Origin of the sequence: Ferdinandcohnia sp. FSL W7-1320, assembly GCF_038050315.1 — a bacterium.
GTDB lineage: Bacteria > Bacillota > Bacilli > Bacillales > Bacillaceae_L > Ferdinandcohnia > Ferdinandcohnia aciditolerans.
In genome coordinates this window covers 1790712-1809716 of the sequence record NZ_JBBPAM010000001.1, presented here as the reverse complement: position 1 = coordinate 1809716, position 19005 = coordinate 1790712, and the positions used below count along the sequence as shown (strand labels likewise).

The window sequence follows — 19005 nt, the reverse complement described above, 5'->3', positions numbered from 1 at the left end:
TGGGTGCAAATACGCCAAGGCGTATTTGATTTATCTTTATCGGAAGGCTGTTTGTATCATTTTGTTACGAATAAATGGGATTTTCATCGAGGTACTAATAGCAATCCTACGAACTGCAGCATTGCCGAAAACGCGATTAAATATGCGATATCGGTACCTATAGACTGCATATATCCCACCAAAAAGAATAGCTATTCGGGTCAATAAACTTAACATATTCATCCCTCCTAGTTATACTTTTTGATTATCGCTTTCATTTTATCCTAGTAAAAGAAAAAAGAAATATGTCCCAAATCCTGATGCCAGAAGGATTGATAAAAAGTTCACAACATCATTATCGCAAATCCGCAAGCCTTTAAAATACGTCGTTTCTTTTTCGCAATGGAACTTTTTCTCTGTCTCCATTCCACATACAGGACATTTATAAACAACTTGAATACTCGCTCCCAAAATCGTATCAATTAGATTGCCGCAAAAGCCGATCAGGGTCAGTCCAAGAAACAGAAAAAATGAAAGCTCTGGCCACACTAAAAATGAAATAAAACTAATAAGTAATGAACCAAAAAAGCCTGCAAAAGTTCCTAAAACAGAAACTGCTCCGGATGTCCCTGTATCAACCCGCTTCCATTTTGTTAGTAAGATTGGCTTCTTTTTACTTAGTGTTCCAATTTCCGAAGCCCACGTATCTGCGTTCGCTGCTGCGATTGAACCAACAAAGAAGATAAGCCAGAAGAGAGAGTCAGTGATAGCAAACATTAGGCTTGTAACCCCAGCGACACTACCGTTCGCAAAAACTTGAACAATATCCCTCTGTTCTCCTTTAGCAACCTTATTTTTGAGATTGGTTTTATTTCTTACTTTGATTTTACTCCATAAGCTTGAGCTCGCAAAAAAGACTCCTAATAAAAGCAAGCCCCGATAACCAAAACCTATCGACACTGCGCTACCAACAAGAATTGTTCCTACTGCTCCACTTAATGTTAATGATTTAAATTTATATCCCAATATTGCTACAACTATGGAGGCAATGATTTGGAGAAGAAGATTAGCCATTTGTTTTAATTATCCCTGTATTTGTTGCAATTTTTTGGACCGGAATATCAAAAGACTCGACAGGTATTTCGTCTAAAACCTGTACAGGGAATGCTAAAGACATTGTAACTCCTTGGTATTGAGCTAAATACCGATCATAATAACCTCCACCATGACCTAATCTGTATCCATTTGTTACAAAACTAAGGCCTGGCACAAATAATAGATCGATTTCATTATGTAAAACGACAGTTGTTTGTTCCTCAATTGGTTCCTGGAGGCCATAATAGACTACTTCTAATTGAGAATAGGATGTAATTTCACGGAATGTCATGTTTTTTGTTTTTGGATGGCATTTTGGTACAGCCACTCGTTTATTTAATTCCCACGCTTTTTCAATTAGATATTTAGAGTTGACCTCATACTCCCCTGAAATGGTGATTCCTATCGTATTTGCATTCACCCATTCAGGTAAAGTGAGAACATGATCAGTAATCTCCTTAGACCACTTGTCTAAAGTATCTTTATCAACTGAACGCAATGTTTCCTTCATCTCTTTTCTCAATTCTTGTTTCCGCTTCAACTTATTCGCTCCTCTCCATTAATTACTTTATATAATATAAAAAAACAGCAGGAAATTGCTTTCCTACTGTTACTTTGTTTCGCGGTGTAGAGTAACCTTTTTTAGTCTTGGGCAATATTTCTTAAGTTCAAGACGGTCAGGGTTGTTTCGCTTATTTTTAGTTGTAATATAATTACGATCACCAGTTTCAGTACAAGCTAAAGTGATTTTAACACGCATCTTCATTTCCCTCCAAACATATAAAGCTTTAATCAGACTTACCTATCATACCACTTAACTTCCCAAAATTCCAGTCCTATTTTTGGGACAAAGTAAATTTAATTACTATTTCAAAATACAATTCAGTGAACGTACTAGTATTGTCCACCTAAACAAGTTACGATAAGATAGAGTATGGAATGGAGTGACAGTATGGAATACGCTATTATTATCTTATTAGCCATCGCAATCCTTCTTCTTGTCGTTTCTTTCTATGGAAAGGACAGAGTTAAAATGGTGCAAGAAGAATTGGATCAACTTTCCCTTTCGATGGTTCAAGAAACATACCTTTTAAAGAAAAAAATAAAAGTACTTGAAGAAGAGCTTCTAACCAATGACATCGATTATGAAACGGGACCATCTCAAACAAGTGTTATGTCTTTATCAAACTCCACCATTTTATCCCTTCATGATAAAGGCTTAAGCTATGAGGAAATCGGAACAAAAACAAATTTACCAGTTGAAGAAGTTCGACTCATTCTTGAACAAGCAAAGCAAATGGGGCTCATATAATGGATAAATATTTGTTACGGGGAATCGCAATTGGTATTATTTTTTCTACAATTGTATATGGTCTTGTTTACTATTTAACGACAAATTAAAACTCAAGCCGAGATAGGCTTGAGTTTTTTTAGGCATTTAAATCGACTTTTTTAGCTTTAACCATATAGATAATGTGTTCAGCCATATTAGTTGTGTGGTCTGCTACTCTTTCGAAATGGCGACTGATAAAAGCTAATTGTGTAATTTGGTTAATTGAATTGGGATTGTTTGGCATTAACTTCAATAGTTCTTTAATGATTTTTCCGTATAACTCATCAACCTCATCATCTGCTTTAGCTGTTTGAATAGCTAAATTGATGTCTTTTTCGATATATGCTTTGATTACGTTGTTTAACATGTCTAAAGCTTTTTCAGCCATTTTGGGGATATCAACAATTGGTTTTATGAGCGGTCCATCTCCAATATGGATAATCGATTTTGCAATATTTACGGCTAGATCTCCGATTCTTTCAATATCACTTGAGATTTTCAAGCCGGCAATGATAGCACGTAGATCAGAAGCAACTGGTTGTTGTTGTGCGATTAATTGAATGATAATATTATCAATTTGTTCTTCAAGCTCATTTATTTTTTGGTCATCTTGAATAATTTGTTCAGCCAATTTAATATCTTGGTGTGCGAGTGATTGTACTGATTTTTCAACTGCTGTTTTCGATAGGTTGACCATTTCAACCAATAATTCTTTAAGACGATCCAAATCCTTATCTAATGTCGTACGTATCGCCATGACTTACACCCCTCTTATTCATTATTATCCAAATCTGCCAGTGATGTAATCTTCTGTGCGCTTGTCGGATGGATTTGAAAACATTTTATCTGTTTTTTCATACTCAATAACTTCTCCACTTAGGAAAAAGGCGGTTCGATCTGAAATACGTGCAGCCTGTTGCATATTATGAGTAACAATGATAATACTGAAGTTTTGCTTAAGTTCTTGAACAAGTTCCTCAATTTTTAATGTCGAAATTGGATCAAGAGCGGAAGTCGGCTCATCCATTAAAATCACGTCAGGTTCAATTGCCAAGCATCTTGCAATACAGATTCTTTGTTGCTGTCCGCCTGAAAGACCATAAGCATTTTCATGAAGTCGGTCTTTCACCTCATCCCAAATAGCTGCACCACGTAAACTTTTTTCAACAATCTCATCTAAGACCTTTTTGTTTCGAATCCCATGAATACGAGGTCCATAAGCTATATTGTCATAAATTGATTTTGGAAAAGGATTCGGCTTTTGGAAAACCATCCCTACTCGAGTTCTGAGTTCTTCTTCCTTATATGTTTTATCGAAAATATTCTTTCCTCTGTATAAAATTTCTCCTGAAATGCGAACAATCGGAACGAGTTCAACCATACGATTTAAGGTTTTAATATAAGTTGATTTTCCACATCCAGACGGCCCAATAATTGCTGTTACCTCGTTTTCATAGATTGGAAAATTAATATTTTTAAGGGCATGATCTTCCCCATACCATAGGTTTAAATCTTTTGTATTATAAACAATTTTTTGATCTGTCTGATCTGGATTTATATAATTATTAGTCATTACTTGTAATGTCATAATTTGAGTTTCTCCCCTTCAAAGTAGAATCAAATGCGTATTGACCAAATCGCGCCTGTTATTAATACCTGTTGTTTTCACTTGTAAAAAATTAATATTTTCTTTGGAACTTATTTCGAATTATGATGGCTATTGAATTCATTAAGAATAATACGATTAATAAAATGACAATAGTTGCGGCTCCTAGATTTGCGTATTCAGCGACTAGTGCAGAATCGAGAGTCCAATAATAGATTTGCATTGGCAACACAGTAAATTTATCAAAAATACTATCAGGAAATGGAATTAATAAGGCTGGAATTCCTATTACTACAAGTGGAGCTGTTTCTCCAACTGCTCTAGAAAGTGCCAAAATAACCCCTGTAAGAATTCCAGGTAATGAAGTTGGTAAAACTACATTTTTTATCGTTTGCCATTTAGTAGCTCCCATTCCATAAGATGCTTCTCTCAAATAACTCGGTACTGCTCGGATTGCTTCTTGACTAGCAACTACTACGATTGGAAGTACCAGTAACGACATTGTAAGCCCACCAGCTAACACGATATTGCCTAATCCAAAACCGCGAACAAAAATGGTAAGACCTAATATACCAAATACAATTGACGGAACACCTGCAAGATTTGAGATATTTGTTTGAATAAACCGTTGTAGACGTCCTTTTTTTGCATATTCTTCGAGATAAATAGCTGTACCAACACCCAGGAAAAGTGTTATAGGTGCAACAACAAGCATTAACCACAGAGTCCCTAGGAGGGCACCCATAATTCCAGCGTTCTCAGCAACAGTCGAAAGCTTACTAGTTAGAAATTGCAGATCAATCCAGCCAAGACTTTGAGATATGACTCGGTAAAAAAGAATAACGAGAACAACTAAACCAAACAAAGTTGATAAAAAGAAAAGTGATTTTGCTATATTGTTTGTAAAAAGTCGAGAATTAAGTTTCTTTTGAACCTGTGCTTCATTTACATATTTCATTTTAATATTCCTCCTTAAACTTGCGAGAAATATATTGTGCAAGTAAGTTCATTACTAATGTGAACACGAATAGTGTAATAGCTACAGCGTATAAACTATAATATAAGGTTGAGCCCGCAGGTGCATCTCCACTGTTTACTTCAACAATATAAGAGGTCATTGTTTGCATTGATTGGGTAACATCAAAAGTAAAGTTCTTGGAACTTCCACTAGCAAGTGTAACAATCATGGTTTCGCCAATTGCTCTAGATATACCAAGAACGAATGATGCAATAATTCCAGACATTGCTGCAGGAATAACAACCTTCCACGTTACTTCAAGCTTTGTTGAGCCTAGACCAAGCGCACCTTCTCTAATAGAATTGGGTACAGAACTCATTGCATCCTCTGAAAGCGATGCGACCATAGGAATGATCATAATTCCCATTACGATGCCCGGACTGAGGATATTGGTCGGTTCAAGACCAGGAATAATAGATTGTAATAGAGGTGTTACGAACGTTAAAGCAAAGAAACCATATACAATGGTCGGAATCCCCGCAAGAATTTCAAGAATCGGTTTTAAAATTTTCCTTACTCGTTCGGATGCATATTCACTTAAATAAATTGCTGACATCATTCCGACAGGTATTGCGACAAGCATTGCTATAGTCGATGAAATAATCGTTCCTGTTAGTAGAGGTAATACCCCAAATTCGGCATTATCGCCAAGGGGTTTTAATACGGTACCTGTAAAGAAGTCAAGAATTGGTACGCGTTTAAAAAACTCAAATGTTTCAAAAAGAAGTGTAAGTACAATACCAACTGTTGTTAAAATCGAGATAATCGCAATGAAGAGCAAGCCTTTTGGAATGACTTTCTCTATAATAGTGTTTAAGCTTTTTGCTCTTTTATTTTTGGCAATCATCTCACGCACATTCACTTTAGAACCTTCCTTCATGATAAGCTCCCTTCGATCCATTTCATCATTATTAAAGACCAAATTTTTTCTATCTATAATTAGGTAGAAGATGAGAAGCAAAGATTGCTCTCACCTTCAGAACTTTTCTTATTTTAAACCTTCTAATTCTGTAACGACTGCATTTAATTCTTCTTCTGGAAGTGGAGCAAATCCAGTTTCCGAAGCTACTTCAGCAGCATTTTCCATTGTATAAATTGCATAGTCTAATACTTGTGCCTTTTCTTTCGCCATATTGACATTTAGATAAGTAAATACGGGTCTTGTGAATGGAGCATATTCGCCATCTTCACTGATTGTATCTAGGTTAGGTTCAACAGGACCGTTACCAAAATCAATTTTTACAATTTTAACTTTGTCTTTATTATTGACTGCATAACCGTATCCGAAGAATGCAATGGCATTTTTATCTTTAGAAACTAAGTCTACTAACGTAGAGTATTCTTGTTGAAGATTTGCTTCAGCTACTAAGTCTTGCTCGTCTAAAATGTTTTCCCAGAAAAATTCATACGTACCGTGGTTTTCGTTAGGACCGTACGTTTTGATCGGCTCATTTGGAAAATCTGAACGTACATCTGACCAATTCTTCTTACCAGCACTTGCTAAGAAAATATCAATTACTTCTTGTTGAGTTAATTCTTCAGCCCAATCGTTATCAGGATGTACAACAAATGTTAAACCATCAAGAGCGACCTTTAATTCTTTTACTTCAATTCCTAAATCTTCGGCAGTTGCTGCTTCCTCGTCTTTAATTTGACGAGATGCATCGTTGAAATCTGTTCCGCCTTCTTCAACTAAAAACTTTTTAAAACCAGCGCTTGTTCCAGCGCGACTTACTTCAACCGACACATTTTCTTGCTCATTCGTCATATAATTTTCTGCCATCTTTGACATGAAAGGATAAACTGTTCCAGATCCATCAATTACAACACTGCCCTCTAATTCAGCACTTGCGCTTTCGTTTTTGTTTTCCGTTTCACTATTTCCAGTACTGCTTTCGTTACCACATGCAGCTAATACTAGCATTGTGATTGTAATCATTGCTAAACCTAAAAACTTCAAGCGTTTCATTCCTTAATTCCCCCTAAGAGTAAGTTTGTTTTGCTTTGTCTTACAAACTTAGAATAATCGTACTCTATTAATCTCGTGTGAATTGAATGTAAAGGTTATGTAAATTTTGGGGGAATGATGAAATCCCCCTATTATTGTCCCGAGTTTGCATTTACGACTCATAGAAAAAAGCCTAACGATATTGTTAGGCTTTCTTCATTCTTATTCATTTCCCTGTGCATCATCTTCATCAGTAGATGTTTCTTCGTCTGCTGTAGAATCTGTTCCCTCGGAATTTTTTTGTTGAGACTCTGTAGCTCGCTTTTCTTTCAGTTCAAAGTATTTATCTAAAATGGCTTCTCCAACTTTAAGGTTCATATTATGTGATGTATTTCCATAATATGCGTAAGGTAATACTACAGCAAATGCTACCTCAGGGTTATTAAATGGAGCATATCCGACAAGTGTACTATTTACTGCTTCTACACCTTTAATGAACGATTGAGCTGAACCGGTTTTACCAGCAGCGTCATAAGGTTTACCTGAAAATGCGCTTCGAGCTGTTCCACTTGATCCTTGAAAAACTAATTTAAATCCTTGTTGGACTCTTTCAATATATTTCATGTCTATGTCAACCTTGTTCATGACAGTTGGTTCGAAAGGTTCTTGAATTGGACCTAATTCATTATCTTCCATGGTTGGTTGATGAATTTGTCTAACGATCTTTGGTTGCATTCTATAACCGTCGTTTGCAATCGTAGACACATATTGCGCTAATTGCAACGTTGTATAAGTGTCATATTGTCCAATTCCTAAGTCCATTAATAGACCAGGAGTAAGATCTGGCCCGGGATATCCAGTTGCTTCACCAGGTAAGTCAATTCCCGTTTTCACTCCCAAACCAAACTGACTAAAATAATTTCTTACAGTACGAAATGCATCGGTATCAATAGAAATGGGTTGGCCATACACATAATTTCCACCCGCTAATTCAAGAAATAACTTAAACATATATACGTTAGATGACAATTCTAGTGCTTTTAAATCATTAGTAGGCCCTAAATTCTTCCATGATGCTTTAAGTGATCCTTCTTTACCAATTTTCATTGGGGAATCATAATACATAGAACCGATATCTATGACACCTGTATCATAGCCTGTTAACATAGTAGCTCCCTTAACAGCTGATCCCATTTCATAAGCTGCATTCATTGTACCTAGGGCATAGTCCTGAAATCCCATTTTGCCATCTTTTCCTCTTGTATAGACCTTTCCAGCCATACTTAGAATTTCACCGGTTTTTGGATTCATCATGACTACAAATGCGCGGTCTAGATATTGTGTACCCTTCATTTGTTTGTGAACCAACATTTGTTCTTCGATAATTTGTTCAACTGCTTGTTGAAGCTCCATATCGATTGTTAAAACAAGATCACTACCTCTTTGCCCTTCTGAAATCATGATTGTTTCCTGTACGGCATTACCCTTAATAATATTTTCAACTTTTGCCTTTTGGCCATGTAATACAGATTCATATTGTGCTTCTAAATAGCTTAAACCAACACGATCATTCCGGTTATACCCTCGAGCTAAGTAATAATCAAGCTTATCACCTGGTAGCCCTTCATCTGTATCAGAAATTCGGCCAAGAATGGATTTTAATGTGTTATCAAATTTATAATCACGAATCCAGTCAGTTGTAGTGTTGACACCTGGCAAATGCTCGAGATTTTCACTGACTACAGCATATTCTTCTGGTGTTACATTTTCATTCTTTACGATCTGTGGGACTAGTGCATAGCCCTTAGTCATTTCACGGAAAATTGCTGCAACCTCTAGCTCTGCTCCTGTGATCTGTTTAAGATCTTCTTCCGTGATTCGTTCGATTTGGAGCTTATAGATGTCTTTACTGGATAATTCTAACTCGCCAGCTTCCACTTTGTTCATTTCTTCTTCGACCAATGCATTTGCTTCATCTGGGTTTTTAAGCATCCAAAAATCTTTCAAATCACGTTCTGTTACTTTATCCGTCTTCATGTCAATAAACGTTGCAAGGGTTTCTGCCACTTCTAATACTTCTTCTTGCTTAGTCCCTCGTGCACGTGTATATGTGATTGCATTTAACGCCTTATTATCCACGATGACATTTCCATTTTTGTCGTAAATCTTACCTCGTGGAACAGGAAGATTTACAATTTCATTTTCTGTTTTTTCTACTTCCTTTTGAAATTTCTCACCATGTACTATCTGCACAACCCCAAGTCGTAGGATTAAGGCTGAAAATAGCAAAAAGACAGCAAAAAATAACATATTTAAACGAAATGGAACATGTGACTTTTTCTTTTTGATCATAAACATCAACTACCTTTATTTATTTGCTTATTTCTAATTTTATCTTTACGTACTATTCTTATGAATAAAAAAGACACCTAACCCAGGCTAGGTGCCTTTATCTTCTATTGTAAAAGAAACTCAAGTTTTTTTCCATGATTAAATATATTAAATCAAATACACCTTGGTGTATTGGCTGCCCAGATTTTCCGAGCTAGCTCGAAACCTCCTCTGAAAATCTGAGGCATCCGCCGGAGGCACTTAACTTTATTCAGCACCTGCTGAATAAAGTTAAGCAGTTGATCCGCCTTCACCTTCTATTAACTTGCGATTCGCACCAGATTTTGATTGGACGGGACCAGCAGCGTCAGGTGTTTTGATACGTCGGATTGGAATATAAAGAAGTATATGTCCCGCCCCGACAATTGCTAGAAGCATTGGAATGCTTTGTTTTTCGTCGAAGAAAGTAACTGCAATTAAGAAAAGAATAATCGAAAGTATTCTTCCACAGTTTAAAAAGATTTCTCTCACTACCACATATTCTATTCTCATCTCTTTCGCGTTCCACCCCTTACCAATCACATCATAGGTTAAGGAATTATAGGGAACGAGTAAGATGGGATAAGCAATTCCAATAATAACTCCATATATAATCAACCTTGCATAGGTTACATCAAAAAGAATCGCAAATATTGCAAGATATATCATTAATCCACCAAGAAGTATGGCCTTTTTGCGCATTTTCTTTTTGATTAACCTCGTTGCGAGGAAGTAAAACAAAAACGATACACCTGAATTTATTAATCCAAATTTCCCCAAAGCCAACTCACTGCCTGTTGCGACAAAAACAAACACTGAAATGACAAATACAAATGTACCCTCACGGATTCCTTGGAAAAAGTGGGCATGAAGAATGTTCTTCCAGTTTGAATTATTTTTCCGTTCAGCTAGAATTCGCCTAAATACAAAATCTCCTTCGGCACTTCGCCTTTTTAAGAAGAAGCTAAGCACAACAGCACCAGTAAATAAACCTAAGGAAATTCCAAAAATAACTGTGTAACCAGTAAAACTTTTCATTGAAGATATGATGATTCCCGCTGCAATGGGACCGATCATTCCTGCAAATGAGCCAAGTAACCCTAAAAATCCGTTGAAAAAGTCACGCGTCTCAGGCTCTGTAATTTCAAAGGTTAAAACATTAAAGGCCAACCAGTAAAAGCCATAACCTATTCCAAGTAGTGCCCCTAATATTAACAAATACTGTGAGGCATTTTCACCAATCCAGAGAACGGTGATATAAAAAATGGCTAAGAATGAAACTCCAAGCCTTAGCACGATTACTCTATCTATTTTCTTAGCCCATCTGCCTGCTAGGATAAAGGTTAATGGTTGTAAAACAACGACTGCTAAATTATATAACCCTAAATCCTTAAAATCTCCTGACTGCTTCCATAAGTACACATTTACAAAGGTGTTCGATAAAGCAATACTTAATGCATACAACCCACCAATCACTAGTAACAAAATTAAGTCCCTGTGTATGGGTACATCACCTAATACCTTTTTAAAACCAAACATTTGCTGACTCCCCTTTTTTATCTACATCATTATTGTGTGATAAAAAAAAGGAGATATACAAAGAAATGCAGGAGGTTCCTTAGCTTTGAAAAAATAAAAAGCCAGTGGACGGATCCACTAGCTCTACTCTAAATTACTTTGCAGAATTGTAACGGTTTGCTACTTCTTCCCAATTAACTACATTAAAAAATGCAGAAATATAATCAGGACGACGGTTTTGATAGTTTAGGTAGTATGCATGCTCCCAAACATCAAGACCAAGAATTGGAGTTTTACCTTCCATTAATGGAGAATCTTGGTTTGGAGTGCTTGTAACTTCAAGCTCACCATTGTTAACAACTAACCAAGCCCAACCAGAACCAAAACGAGTTGTAGCTGCTTTAGTAAACTGATCTTTGAATGCTTCAAAGCCACCAAATTTGCTATTGATTGCTTCTGCTAATTCGCCAGTTGGCTCTCCGCCACCATTTGGAGAAAGAATAGTCCAGAACAGGCTATGGTTTGCATGTCCACCACCATTGTTTCTTACTGCTGTACGAATATCTTCAGGAACAGCGTCAAGATTAGAAACTAATTCTTCTACTGATTTGCCTTCAAGATCAGCCTTACCAGCGATTGCATTGTTTACGTTTGTAATGTAAGTATTATGGTGCTTAGTGTGGTGAATATTCATTGTTTCTTTGTCAATGTGTGGTTCTAAAGCATCATAAGCATAAGGTAATTGCGGTAATTCGTATGCCATTGTTTATTCCTCCTTAAATATGTATGTAAAAATTGAACCTTGAAAACGATTTCGTCTTCATTAGTCCTCACTTGTAAGATTACCAAAATAAGTATAACCTTTCAAATGAAAAGCACTATTAATTCATAATTTTTCATGGGTAAACAATAGTACCAGATTTAAAGTTCCCTTGATATAGAAGGATTATTCATCATAATACAACAATTAAAAAATAGATTATCATAATAGCTTGAATGATTCCTTTTGCCAGAACCCCACTAAGAAACCCAATAAGTGACCCTACACCGCTTTTAAGTGCATCTTTTACATTCTTTTTATGCACTAGCAGTTCTGCTAAAAATGCACCAAGGAATGGACCAATAATAATCCCAAAGATAGGAATTATAAATGGGCCAACGAGAAGTCCAATTGTACTTCCCCAAACAGCCGCCTTACTTCCACCATATTTTTTTACCCCAACTAAATTAGTTGCATAATCAGCACCTAATAATAGAAGAAAAAATAATGCTTCAACCACCCAGAACCAAATCGAAAAAGAAGCAAATCCCTGAAAGAAGCCATAAACTAAAAAGCCACCCGCAATGAAAAGCACACTCGGAATAATCGGATAGACAAGCCCGACAAATGCAATTACAAACAATAATATAATAATTATCCACATAAGAAGTACCATATTTTTTCATCCTCCTTTAAAAAAATACAAGGCATTGTACGCCTTGTATTTAATGTAAGAATATTAAAGTTGTCTTTCACCTAGAACTGCTTCCGCAATATTAACCGCATGGTCGCCGATACGCTCAAGATTACTAATAATGTCAACAAATACGATACCAGCTTGTCCTGAACATTTACCTTCATTTAAACGCAGTATATGCTTTTTACGCAATGAACGCTCCATTGTATCAATCTTTTCTTCTTGTTTTACCACATCAATCGCCAATGTACGATCATTCTTTTGAAGACTTTGAACGGCTTCATTCACTGTATATATTGTTAATTTAAACATTTCATTTAAATCTTCCATTGCATCTTCTGTTAACTTCACTTTATTCGAAATCTGATAGTCAACTAACTCCACCACATTCTCAAAATGGTCACCGATTCTTTCGATATCACGAATCGTATTAACAAGAACAGAGTGTAAGGCTGATTCCTGTGCTGAGAGTGATCTCGATGAAACTTTGATTAAATAATCAGTAATTTTTTTATCTAAATTATTTATTGCGTCCTCAATTTGCATAGCTGTATCTGAATATTTTTGTGATTTCTCATTTAAATAGGTATTTGATTCTTCCAGGCCCTTAACCGCAAATTCACCCATTCGAACAACCTCTTCTCTTGCTTGCCCTAATGCAATTGCAGGAGATTGTTCAATAAAAACAGGGTCAAGATGTTTTGGCTTGTATTCCATCAGCGAATCCTCGCCCGGAATTAACTTTGTAACAATAAATGCTAAAACAGCAATAAATGGAAATTGAATAATAGTATTTGTCACATTGAAGCTACCATGTGCAAACGCTATGGTCATTTCTGGATTTAAATTTAACGTAGTTTGTAAATAGCCAATAAATTTTGTGAAAGGCGCAAGCAAAATCAGAAAAATAATGGTTCCAATAATATTAAAAATTACATGTGTCAATGCAGCTCGTTTCGCAGCAACTGATGCCCCGATAGAAGCCAAAACAGCTGTAATTGTCGTTCCAATATTATCACCAAACAGTACAGGGATAGCTGCTTTAAGATCTAAAAGGCCTTCTCCAAATAATCCCTGTAAAATCCCAATCGTTGCACTTGAACTTTGTACAATAACCGTAAATACGGTACCAATGACAACTCCTAGTATTGGACTAGAACTCATATTAACCGTTAAATCATGAAAGGTTTCAAGGGATCTAAGAGGCTTCATTCCATCTCCCATTAATTCTAAACCTAAGAACAGTGCACCAAACCCAAACACGATTTGTCCAAAATTGTGTATTCTTTTATTTTTGAAGAAAAACAATAGTATTGCACCTAACGCGATAATCGGGAGTGCGTAATCAGAAATTTTTATACCAATGATAAATGCAGTAATCGTTGTACCGATATTAGCTCCCATTATTACACCAATTGCCTGTCTTAATGTCATAAAACCGGCACTTACAAGTCCTACCACAATAACTGTTGTTCCCGAACTACTTTGGATTAAACATGTTACAAAAATACCAGCGAGAACTCCCATGAATGGATTGGTAGTAAACTTATCTAAAATATCTCTGAGTTTATCACCAGCGGATTTCTGCAGTCCATCCCCCATGTACTTGATACCAAATAAGAAAATACCAAGGCCGCCTATAAACTGAAATATCATACTTTGTACGTCTAATTCCACAATGCCAACTCCTAAAAAAATAATCGAATTTTGTAGTAAAGCCATAAAAATAGTACCGTAGTCAATTTTTAAAGTAAAGGATTATTAAGTAAATTTACAATACTGTAACATTAGGCTATTTTTCACTTCTCTTGTAAATCTATTTTTCACTTGATATGCAGATTTATGTATTCCTATACTTTTCCTATTAAATTTCTCTTCTAACTCTATTATTTTTTGGAATATAGTAGTCAGCGAAGCATATTCTGTATTAAGTAGACCTAGCGGAGGTTTTGATATGAAACGTTTATTTGCATTCCTAGCAATCGTATTTATTGTATATATTATTTATTACGACATAAGAATTGGGACGCTACCAACAGCAACAGCAAAAGAAGAAAAGATAGAGACAACCGAAGTCATTGCTCAGACATCAAACGATCCATTTATAGAAGTTAAAGTAAAAGCAGGTGACACATTACTTTCCATCGTCGAGAGGGTAAATGAGGATAGGCAAATATCATCTATCGAAACTGTAATCAAAGATTTTGAAGGACTAAATCCAGAAAGCAAAGCAGAGCTTCTACAAATTGGGAAAACCTACAAATTTCCATTATATAAGGGTGAATAAGGGTATTTTCTTGTCAATTTTTTATTTCAACTGTAAAATAGGCAAGTAAATGATTCTTTAGACTAGATATTTTTCAAATAAAGGATTACTCTTATATAAGTTATTCAAATGCTTTTTAAAGGAGCGATATTTGTGAGTGAAATCATCCATCGTACAAAAACACGTCCTGTAAAGGTAGGTAATTTAACGATTGGTGGTAATAATGAAGTAATTATTCAAAGTATGACCACAACTAAAACACATGATGTAGAAGCAACGGTTGCTGAAATAAAAAGGCTTGAAGAAGCAGGCTGTCAAATCGTTCGTGTAGCATGTCCTGATGAGCGAGCAGCAAATGCAATATCTGAAATCAAAAAGAGAATTTCAATTCCTCTTGTAGTTGATATACACTTTGATTATAAATTAGCCTTAAAAGCGATTGAGGGAGGAGCCGATAAAATTCGGATTAATCCTGGAAATATCGGTCGCAAAGAAAAAGTTGAAGCTGTTGTAAAAGCTGCAAAAGAAAAAGGAATTCCGATTCGAATCGGTGTAAACGCTGGGTCATTAGAGAAGCGTATCCTTGATAAATATGGATACCCAACAGCAGATGGTATGGTTGAAAGTGCATTACACCATATTAAAATCTTAGAAGATCTTGATTTTCATGACATCATTGTATCAATGAAAGCATCAACCGTAGAGCTTGCCATTGAGGCTTATGAAAAAGCTGCAAAAGCTTTTGATTACCCACTTCACTTAGGAATTACCGAATCAGGAACATTATTCTCAGGAACAGTCAAAAGTGCTGCAGGTTTAGGTGCCATCTTAAGTAAGGGAATCGGAAATACATTACGAGTTTCATTAAGTGCTGACCCTGTAGAAGAAGTTAAAGTTGCCCGCGAATTGCTAAAATCTTTTGGTTTGGCAGCTAATGCAGCAACATTAATATCTTGCCCGACCTGTGGACGTATTGAAATTGATCTAATTAAAATAGCTAACGAGGTTGAGGAGTACATCTCAACGATTAAAGCACCAATTAAGGTTTCTGTATTAGGATGCGCAGTTAACGGTCCTGGTGAAGCACGTGAGGCCGATATCGGCATTGCAGGAGCAAGAGGAGAAGGCCTACTGTTCCGCCACGGTAAAACTGTACGAAAAGTACCGGAAGAAACTATGGTAGAAGAATTGAAAAAAGAAATCGATAAGCTTGCTGAAGAATATTATGCTAAACAAGCAGCTGAGCAATAGAAAAGTTTCGGCGCCTTGCTCAGCACCGACAAGCACAAGACGAGCCAGCAAGAAGGTTGTTCTTTAACCTTCATGATGGATTGACTTGTGACCTCGAGGGGCTAGGCGCTGAGACTGGACACAAAAATAAAAAACAAGCCCGACAATATGTCGGGCTTATTTTTATTTCACATAATCAAGTTGTTAAAAAAATGGGAGGATAAAGATGCCAACGATAATCGAAACAGCACCAATTCCAATTGCCCATGCTCCTAAACCAGTTGCACCACGACGACGTGCGATAAATCCAATGATAATACCTGCTGCTCCTAATAGTACAGGCATTACAAACAAGGAAATGATTGATAAAGCTAGAGCTAGCCAGCCTAAACCAGCACCACCCGCTACCCTATCATCCGTATTGTTTTCTTCATAGTTCGCTTCACGTCTTGTCGTCCCATAATTAATTGGAGCGGCAACTTCTGCTGCCGTTTCCTCATCGTAGCTTGAGTCAGCATTTGCACCTAAGTTTGGATCAACGTATTCAAAATCATCATCTCGAATCTTTCTTACGTTTGTATCTTCTTCCGCCATGCTTATCCCTCGCTTTCCTTATCGGTAAGGAGCATTTTTAGTATGAGTTAAAGGAGCGAGAAATATAATTGTTAATCATTGACTCTAATACCAATGCAGATTAGTCTAAAAAGCGTTAAATTCTACATTCTGGACATGAACCATAAATTTCGAATTTGTGACCGGTTATATCATATCCAGCTAAATTATCGTTCATTTTATCCATAGGACATGATTCTATTTCCTTGGTTTTACCACATTCTAAGCAAATAAAATGATGATGATGGTGATTTCCACCACATGTAAATCGAAAATGCTTCTCACCTGAAAGCTCCGTCATTTCCAATATACCTAGCTCTACAAATAATGAAAGATTTCTATAAATTGTATCAAAACTTAATCCAGGATAGTTTTCCTTTAAATCGTCCAAAACATCCTTAGCTGTTAAATACTTATCAGATACGGAAAAGAGTTCAAGCATTTCCTGTCTTTTTCCTGTATGTTTAAACCCTTTTTCCTTCATTAACTGCATCGCTTCAGAAACATTCATGCTGATCTTCCTTTCCGCCTTTTTTTCCAACTAATTGCGCCTAAAAGAATAATAATTGCAAGTACAACGATGGTTCCCCCTGGAGCTAAATCCAGATAATATGAAAGCACTAATCCAATAATGACGGCTAACTCTCCAAATACAACCGAGAGGATAATCGTTTGTTTAAAGCCTTTTGCAATTCGAATGGCTGCAGCAACAGGCAATGTCATTAAAGATGACACTAATAAAATTCCAACAATCCTCATTGATGCAGCAATAACTAATGCTACGGTAACAATAAAGATAAAATGAATTGTTTTTGCATTAATCCCTGAAACAGCGGCATGCTCTTCATCAAATGATAATAAAAATAATTCCTTGTATAGAAAAGTAACAATAATAATAACAAGCACAGAAATTGCAAGAATGGTCCATAAATCTGACCGGCTAATCGCGCTTACACTACCGAACAAATAATTGAATAAATCTGTATTAAAGCCGTCCGCGAGTGAAATAAAAATAACACCTAAACCAATTCCACTTGATAAAATAATGGGGATTGCAAGTTCCTGATAATGCTTATACACCGTTCTTAAACGTTCAATAAATAGAGAACCAACGACTGAGAATGTCATTCCCATGTAGATGGGATTGATTGGCCCTGCTAACCCGAGTTTCTTTTCAAGTAAAAGACTCGCAGCAATCCCTGCTAAGGTCACATGGCTTAAGGCATCCGCAATAAGTGACAGTCGTCTTACCACTATAAAAACACCGAGTAACGGTGCTATAAATCCAATTAGCAAACCACTAAAGAATGCATTTTGTAAAAATTCATATTGAAAAATATCTGAAAGCATCGTTTCACCTTCCATGGTTATGTTCATGAGTAATTACTTGAAGCGAATGTCCATAAAATTGGGATAAGTCCTGATCTTGAACATGTTCAAACTCATCAGCACTTCCATGGAAATGAAGATGCTTATTCAAACATGCAACATGTGACACTTTTTCCGATACTGTCCCTACATCATGGGTAACTAATATCAATGTAATTCCCTTGTTTTTATTTATGTCTTCAAGCATATTGTAAAAAGTTTGAACCGTTTGGGCATCCACCCCAACAGTCGGTTCATCAAGGATAAGAAGATCTGGTTCACTGACAAGCGACCTTGCAATAAAAACGCGCTGTTGTTGCCCTCCAGAAAGCTCTCCAATGTTCCGATATAGAAACTTTTCCATTCCAACTGCTTGAAGTGCGTCCGTGACTTTTTTCTTGTGTTCTTGTTTGAAAAAATGAAATAATCCAAGCTTTGCGGTTAGGCCGCTTGATACAACCTCAAATACCGTAGCCGGAAATCCTGAGTTAAAACTATTTGCTTTTTGAGAAACAAAACCTATTTTTGGCCAATCTTTAAATTTCGAAATTGGTGTGCCAAATAATTCAATTGACCCCTTTTGAAGTTTAACTAATCCGAGAATGCTTTTTAAAAGCGTGGTTTTACCAGATCCATTAGGACCGACAATAGCTAAGAAAGATCCTTGAGGGACAACTAGGTTAATGTTTTCTAAAACGGTTTGTTCCTCATATCGAAAAGAAAGATCCTTTATCTTTAATACCGAATTTGGATGTGTCAAGTTATCACCTTATCTATCGTTAATTTTTGTTCTTATTAAGAATCATTACGATTTATACTTTAAGAAGTATACAGGATGAATTTTATAAAGTAAAGAAATTGATTATCAAAAAAGATTTATGCACACACCTTTTCGTTATGAAATAGACTAACGAGAGGAAGGTGAAGATGATAACAATGAACATTTATCAACAAATCATTAACCAAAAATTAAAGACGTTAACACCTGATGACTTAATGAAATACGGGAAACAATATGATATATATGTATCCAAAGAACAAGCAACAAATGTATTAAAATTAATTCGAAAAAACAAGAATATTAATATCTTTAATCCAGAAGAAAAAAATCAATTATTAAGAGAAATTGCCCGTGTTACAAGTCCTGAGGTCGCAAGAAAACTCAATCAATTGTTTATCAAATTTACAAGTTAAAAAAAGCTGTC

The 19005-nt window shown here is 36.0% G+C and carries 22 protein-coding genes; 4 read left to right on the top strand and 18 right to left on the bottom strand.

Features of this window, described 5'->3' with window-relative positions; translation table 11 throughout:
* Positions 1 to 36: 36 nt before the first annotated feature.
* From yqgO to rpmG, 4 genes are all read right to left on the bottom strand, one after another.
* Positions 37 to 216: a protein YqgO gene (gene yqgO / locus NST91_RS09065; RefSeq protein WP_341330870.1), complete on the bottom strand. Its 180-nt coding sequence runs from the start codon at positions 214 to 216 to the stop codon at positions 37 to 39.
* 42 nt (positions 217 to 258) lie between these two features.
* Positions 259 to 1053 (bottom strand): DUF92 domain-containing protein, encoded by a 795-nt coding sequence (locus NST91_RS09060; protein ID WP_341330869.1) that lies wholly within the window; start codon positions 1051 to 1053, stop codon positions 259 to 261.
* The gene (locus NST91_RS09055; RefSeq protein WP_341330868.1) at positions 1046 to 1615 is read right to left on the bottom strand and encodes a 5-formyltetrahydrofolate cyclo-ligase; all 570 of its coding nucleotides are present in this window, start codon (positions 1613 to 1615) and stop codon (positions 1046 to 1048) included. The genes NST91_RS09060 and NST91_RS09055 overlap by 8 nt, the downstream gene beginning before the upstream one ends.
* 69 nt (positions 1616 to 1684) lie before the next feature.
* Positions 1685 to 1834, bottom strand: coding sequence for a 50S ribosomal protein L33 (gene rpmG / locus NST91_RS09050; protein WP_010678123.1), 150 nt, complete (start codon positions 1832 to 1834; stop codon positions 1685 to 1687).
* A gap of 192 nt (positions 1835 to 2026) precedes the next feature.
* Between rpmG and NST91_RS09045 the strand changes: the two genes are divergently transcribed.
* Positions 2027 to 2386, top strand: a complete 360-nt coding sequence (locus NST91_RS09045; RefSeq protein WP_341330867.1) for a hypothetical protein — start codon at positions 2027 to 2029, stop codon at positions 2384 to 2386.
* Between the two features lie 118 nt (positions 2387 to 2504).
* On the opposite strand, the gene phoU is transcribed toward NST91_RS09045, so the two are convergent.
* The 10 genes from phoU to NST91_RS08995 form a co-directional block, all read right to left on the bottom strand.
* Complete coding sequence (gene phoU, locus NST91_RS09040) at positions 2505 to 3164, bottom strand: phosphate signaling complex protein PhoU (RefSeq protein WP_341330866.1); 660 nt, start codon at positions 3162 to 3164, stop codon at positions 2505 to 2507.
* 24 nt (positions 3165 to 3188) lie between these two features.
* The gene (gene pstB, locus NST91_RS09035) at positions 3189 to 3995 is read right to left on the bottom strand and encodes a phosphate ABC transporter ATP-binding protein PstB (RefSeq protein WP_341330865.1); all 807 of its coding nucleotides are present in this window, start codon (positions 3993 to 3995) and stop codon (positions 3189 to 3191) included.
* Positions 3996 to 4086: 91 nt separating this feature from the next.
* Positions 4087 to 4971, bottom strand: coding sequence for a phosphate ABC transporter permease PstA (gene pstA, locus NST91_RS09030; protein ID WP_341330864.1), 885 nt, complete (start codon positions 4969 to 4971; stop codon positions 4087 to 4089).
* A 1-nt stretch (position 4972) separates the two neighbouring features.
* Entirely contained in the window at positions 4973 to 5911 is a 939-nt protein-coding gene (pstC, locus tag NST91_RS09025; protein ID WP_341330863.1) for a phosphate ABC transporter permease subunit PstC, read from the bottom strand.
* Between the two features lie 108 nt (positions 5912 to 6019).
* A complete protein-coding gene (locus tag NST91_RS09020) occupies positions 6020 to 7000 on the bottom strand; it encodes a PstS family phosphate ABC transporter substrate-binding protein (RefSeq protein ID WP_341330862.1) in 981 nt (326 codons plus the stop codon).
* A 201-nt stretch (positions 7001 to 7201) separates the two neighbouring features.
* Complete coding sequence (locus NST91_RS09015) at positions 7202 to 9331, bottom strand: peptidoglycan D,D-transpeptidase FtsI family protein (protein ID WP_341330861.1); 2130 nt, start codon at positions 9329 to 9331, stop codon at positions 7202 to 7204.
* Between the two features lie 270 nt (positions 9332 to 9601).
* Positions 9602 to 10888, bottom strand: a complete 1287-nt coding sequence (locus NST91_RS09010) for an MFS transporter (RefSeq protein ID WP_341330860.1) — start codon at positions 10886 to 10888, stop codon at positions 9602 to 9604.
* A 133-nt stretch (positions 10889 to 11021) separates the two neighbouring features.
* Positions 11022 to 11630 (bottom strand): superoxide dismutase SodA, encoded by a 609-nt coding sequence (sodA, locus tag NST91_RS09005; protein WP_341330859.1) that lies wholly within the window; start codon positions 11628 to 11630, stop codon positions 11022 to 11024.
* Positions 11631 to 11820: 190 nt separating this feature from the next.
* On the bottom strand, positions 11821 to 12303 hold the full coding sequence (locus NST91_RS09000; RefSeq protein WP_341330858.1) for a DUF456 domain-containing protein: 483 nt from the start codon (positions 12301 to 12303) through the stop codon (positions 11821 to 11823).
* 63 nt (positions 12304 to 12366) lie between these two features.
* Positions 12367 to 14001 (bottom strand): Na/Pi cotransporter family protein, encoded by a 1635-nt coding sequence (locus tag NST91_RS08995; RefSeq protein WP_341330857.1) that lies wholly within the window; start codon positions 13999 to 14001, stop codon positions 12367 to 12369.
* A gap of 277 nt (positions 14002 to 14278) precedes the next feature.
* Between NST91_RS08995 and yqfZ the strand changes: the two genes are divergently transcribed.
* A complete protein-coding gene (gene yqfZ, locus NST91_RS08990; protein ID WP_341330856.1) occupies positions 14279 to 14611 on the top strand; it encodes a protein YqfZ in 333 nt (110 codons plus the stop codon).
* A gap of 126 nt (positions 14612 to 14737) precedes the next feature.
* The gene (ispG, locus tag NST91_RS08985; RefSeq protein ID WP_121447314.1) at positions 14738 to 15841 is read left to right on the top strand and encodes a flavodoxin-dependent (E)-4-hydroxy-3-methylbut-2-enyl-diphosphate synthase; all 1104 of its coding nucleotides are present in this window, start codon (positions 14738 to 14740) and stop codon (positions 15839 to 15841) included.
* Between the two features lie 183 nt (positions 15842 to 16024).
* Here ispG and NST91_RS08980 read toward each other — a convergent pair whose 3' ends face one another.
* From NST91_RS08980 to NST91_RS08965, 4 genes are all read right to left on the bottom strand, one after another.
* Positions 16025 to 16414 (bottom strand): DUF4190 domain-containing protein, encoded by a 390-nt coding sequence (locus NST91_RS08980; RefSeq protein WP_341330855.1) that lies wholly within the window; start codon positions 16412 to 16414, stop codon positions 16025 to 16027.
* A gap of 115 nt (positions 16415 to 16529) precedes the next feature.
* Complete coding sequence (gene zur / locus NST91_RS08975) at positions 16530 to 16943, bottom strand: zinc uptake transcriptional repressor Zur (protein WP_341330854.1); 414 nt, start codon at positions 16941 to 16943, stop codon at positions 16530 to 16532.
* Positions 16940 to 17782 carry a metal ABC transporter permease gene (locus NST91_RS08970; protein WP_341330853.1) on the bottom strand — a complete coding sequence of 281 codons (843 nt, stop codon included), beginning with the start codon at positions 17780 to 17782 and terminating at the stop codon, positions 16940 to 16942. Before NST91_RS08970 ends, zur begins: the two co-directional genes overlap by 4 nt.
* A 4-nt stretch (positions 17783 to 17786) precedes the next feature.
* Positions 17787 to 18560: a metal ABC transporter ATP-binding protein gene (locus NST91_RS08965; protein ID WP_341330852.1), complete on the bottom strand. Its 774-nt coding sequence runs from the start codon at positions 18558 to 18560 to the stop codon at positions 17787 to 17789.
* 167 nt (positions 18561 to 18727) lie between these two features.
* Between NST91_RS08965 and NST91_RS08960 the strand changes: the two genes are divergently transcribed.
* Entirely contained in the window at positions 18728 to 18994 is a 267-nt protein-coding gene (locus NST91_RS08960) for a DUF2624 domain-containing protein (RefSeq protein ID WP_246006428.1), read from the top strand.
* Positions 18995 to 19005 lie beyond the last annotated feature (11 nt).

Coding starts and splice junctions, on each gene's coding strand:
- rpmG (WP_010678123.1), bottom strand. CDS start 1,834: ATGCGTGTTAAAATCACTTTAGCTTGTACTGAAACTGGTGATCGTAAT.
- yqfZ (WP_341330856.1), top strand. CDS start 14,279: ATGAAACGTTTATTTGCATTCCTAGCAATCGTATTTATTGTATATATT.
- NST91_RS09015 (WP_341330861.1), bottom strand. CDS start 9,331: ATGATCAAAAAGAAAAAGTCACATGTTCCATTTCGTTTAAATATGTTA.
- NST91_RS08960 (WP_246006428.1), top strand. CDS start 18,728: ATGATAACAATGAACATTTATCAACAAATCATTAACCAAAAATTAAAG.
- yqgO (WP_341330870.1), bottom strand. CDS start 216: ATGTTAAGTTTATTGACCCGAATAGCTATTCTTTTTGGTGGGATATAT.
- pstB (WP_341330865.1), bottom strand. CDS start 3,995: ATGACATTACAAGTAATGACTAATAATTATATAAATCCAGATCAGACA.
- NST91_RS08970 (WP_341330853.1), bottom strand. CDS start 17,782: ATGCTTTCAGATATTTTTCAATATGAATTTTTACAAAATGCATTCTTT.
- NST91_RS09010 (WP_341330860.1), bottom strand. CDS start 10,888: ATGTTTGGTTTTAAAAAGGTATTAGGTGATGTACCCATACACAGGGAC.
- phoU (WP_341330866.1), bottom strand. CDS start 3,164: ATGGCGATACGTACGACATTAGATAAGGATTTGGATCGTCTTAAAGAA.
- NST91_RS09020 (WP_341330862.1), bottom strand. CDS start 7,000: ATGAAACGCTTGAAGTTTTTAGGTTTAGCAATGATTACAATCACAATG.
- NST91_RS09060 (WP_341330869.1), bottom strand. CDS start 1,053: ATGGCTAATCTTCTTCTCCAAATCATTGCCTCCATAGTTGTAGCAATA.
- pstA (WP_341330864.1), bottom strand. CDS start 4,971: ATGAAATATGTAAATGAAGCACAGGTTCAAAAGAAACTTAATTCTCGA.
- NST91_RS09045 (WP_341330867.1), top strand. CDS start 2,027: ATGGAATACGCTATTATTATCTTATTAGCCATCGCAATCCTTCTTCTT.
- sodA (WP_341330859.1), bottom strand. CDS start 11,630: ATGGCATACGAATTACCGCAATTACCTTATGCTTATGATGCTTTAGAA.
- NST91_RS08980 (WP_341330855.1), bottom strand. CDS start 16,414: ATGGCGGAAGAAGATACAAACGTAAGAAAGATTCGAGATGATGATTTT.
- zur (WP_341330854.1), bottom strand. CDS start 16,943: ATGAATGTTTCTGAAGCGATGCAGTTAATGAAGGAAAAAGGGTTTAAA.
- NST91_RS09000 (WP_341330858.1), bottom strand. CDS start 12,303: ATGGTACTTCTTATGTGGATAATTATTATATTATTGTTTGTAATTGCA.
- pstC (WP_341330863.1), bottom strand. CDS start 5,911: ATGAAGGAAGGTTCTAAAGTGAATGTGCGTGAGATGATTGCCAAAAAT.